This is a genomic window from Chamaesiphon sp. OTE_75_metabat_556, assembly GCF_031378165.1.
GTDB lineage: Bacteria > Cyanobacteriota > Cyanobacteriia > Cyanobacteriales > Chamaesiphonaceae > Chamaesiphon.
In genome coordinates this window covers 1-1,936 of sequence record NZ_JANNDR010000155.1, presented here as the reverse complement: position 1 = coordinate 1,936, position 1,936 = coordinate 1, and the positions used below count along the sequence as shown (strand labels likewise).

General features: G+C 44.3%; 3 protein-coding genes, 1 tRNA gene and 1 pseudogene. 4 read left to right on the top strand and 1 reads right to left on the bottom strand.

Going from position 1 to position 1,936, the window contains the following annotated elements:
• Positions 1–125: 125 nt before the first annotated feature.
• From RMO27_RS06560 to RMO27_RS06550, 3 genes and pseudogenes are all read left to right on the top strand, one after another.
• A pseudogene (locus RMO27_RS06560) lies at positions 126–299 on the top strand (type II toxin-antitoxin system HigB family toxin); the annotation flags it as partial.
• Positions 296–712, top strand: a complete 417-nt coding sequence (locus tag RMO27_RS06555) for a transcriptional regulator (protein ID WP_309730771.1) — start codon at positions 296–298, stop codon at positions 710–712. The pseudogene RMO27_RS06560 and the gene RMO27_RS06555, both read left to right, overlap by 4 nt.
• Before the next feature lie 64 nt (positions 713–776).
• On the top strand, positions 777–1,151 hold the full coding sequence (locus tag RMO27_RS06550; protein ID WP_309730768.1) for a Uma2 family endonuclease: 375 nt from the start codon (positions 777–779) through the stop codon (positions 1,149–1,151).
• Positions 1,152–1,398: 247 nt separating this feature from the next.
• Here RMO27_RS06550 and RMO27_RS06545 read toward each other — a convergent pair.
• A tRNA-Gly gene (locus tag RMO27_RS06545) sits at positions 1,399–1,470 on the bottom strand.
• A 125-nt stretch (positions 1,471–1,595) separates the two neighbouring features.
• Here RMO27_RS06545 and RMO27_RS06540 point away from each other — a divergent pair.
• The coding region (locus tag RMO27_RS06540; protein WP_309730765.1) for a glycerophosphodiester phosphodiesterase family protein at positions 1,596–1,936 on the top strand (341 nt) is incomplete at its 3' end.

The window sequence follows — 1,936 nt, the reverse complement described above, 5'->3', positions numbered from 1 at the left end:
CTAACGTATTTGAATAGCTGTCCACAACTGGATTAGGCAGATTTAGCAAAGTATCTAGGTGAAAATCCATATTTGGAAATAGGATAAAATTCCGCTATCGCTACATTTTACCCCATTTTCCCCATATTAGCGGGAGAGCCGCCTATCCATCTGCCGATCTGGTCGGCATTTATACGGTCTTCAACATCAAAGGCAACCACTATCGATTAATTGCCCAAATCAACTATCGTAGCGGGACGATTTTTGTCCGAAATATCCTCACCCACGCAGAGTACGACAAGGAGCAATGGAAGTCATGACAGTCTCATTGGATCGAGAATATGCAGCATTGTTGGCAGAAGTTCGACCCAAGGCGATCGAAACTGAAGCAGAGAACGAATTATACTTAGCCGAAGTTACGAAATTGATGCGGCTAGGCGAGACATTATCTCCAGCACAAGAGCGGTTGCTCAAACTCCTAGTGAATTTGATTGAAAGCTTTGAAGATAAACACTATCAGCTCAAGCGGGCTAATCCTTTGGAAATTCTGACTGAATTGATGAGTCAGCGCGGGCTAAAGCAGAAAGATTTAGTATCGGTCTTCGGTTCTCAAGGAATAGCTTCAGAGGTGCTTAATGGGAAGCGTGAAATTAGTAAAGCAATGGCTAAGGCTCTCGGAGAATTTTTCCATGTTTCACCAGCATTGTTTTTCGATACTGGCGATCGTCGTTAGACGACGCGCTTTTCTTCGATAGATATGTGGGTTGAGACTGGTAATTTAGTAATTGAGGTTAGATATGTTTGCAGCACCAGCGCATTTGCCCAGATTTACCCCCCAAGAGTACTTTGCTTGGGAGGAACATCAGGAAATTAAGCATGAATACTTCGATGGCGAAGTTTTTGCGATGAGTGGTAGGACAGTCAATCACGGCAGGATCGGTGGCAGGATCTTCTCTTTAATTGACGATCTCCTCAGCGAATCGGATCGGTGCATCGCGCTTAACTCAGATGTAAAAATCAAGATTCAGGCATCAGAAAAATACGTTTACCCCGATGCCAGTGCGACCTGTGATGAACGAGATCGACAAACGACTCAATTTATCAGCCATCCATCTCTAATTGTCGAAGTACTCTCCCCCAGTACCGTTCTCGCAGCGTCTGCCTTCGCATAAGCTTATGACCGAGGCAAGAAATTCAAGCTTTATCAGCGATCGTCTAGCCTAATTGAATACGTCCTCGTCAGTGCTGAAGAAATCGAAATTGAAGTATTCCGTAACTGAAATTTAGCTTCGATCGAGCCGCTCGGATTTACATCAAAAAGCAACAATCCGCTCATGATAAGGGTTTGGAGCGAATCTTGGACATTAATTATGTAAAACTGACAAATATCTATGAAATGTACAGATAGTCACTGAAAAAAGCGGGCGATGGGACTCGAACCCACGACGTTCACCTTGGGAAGGTGACATTCTACCACTGAATTACACCCGCGATAGATCGACATCTTAGCATACAAGACGATCGATAGGCCACAGACACTTTGAAGATATTCGCTTACGATCGAGGTAGGTTGATTCCAGCATCATACTCACTCAGATCGAAATTGGCAAATCTTTATGAATAAACTGCATCGAATCTCGTTGGCGCAGCCGCAGCATATTAGCATCGTCGCTCATCGCGGTAAAACAGATCGGGTTAAGTCGGAGAATACGATGGAAGCTTTTCGATCGGCGATGCTAATTTTAGGTGAGAGTACCACAGAGATCGGTACCCCGCAGATTGAATTCGATTTGCGGATGACTAGGGATGGTTATGTGATTATTTATCACGATCGCGCAATCGACGATTTGACGATTGGCGATCTCGATTATCACCAGCTTCAATCGATTGCCAAGCGTAAGGGCTTTGAAATTCCGTTATTTGAGGATATCCTCAAGTTATGTCGCGATGATCGAGG

Bases quoted from the DNA above. Each gene is read 5' to 3' on its own strand.
- RMO27_RS06555 (WP_309730771.1), top strand. From the start codon at position 296: ATGACAGTCTCATTGGATCGAGAATATGCAGCATTGTTGGCAGAAGTT.
- RMO27_RS06550 (WP_309730768.1), top strand. From the start codon at position 777: ATGTTTGCAGCACCAGCGCATTTGCCCAGATTTACCCCCCAAGAGTAC.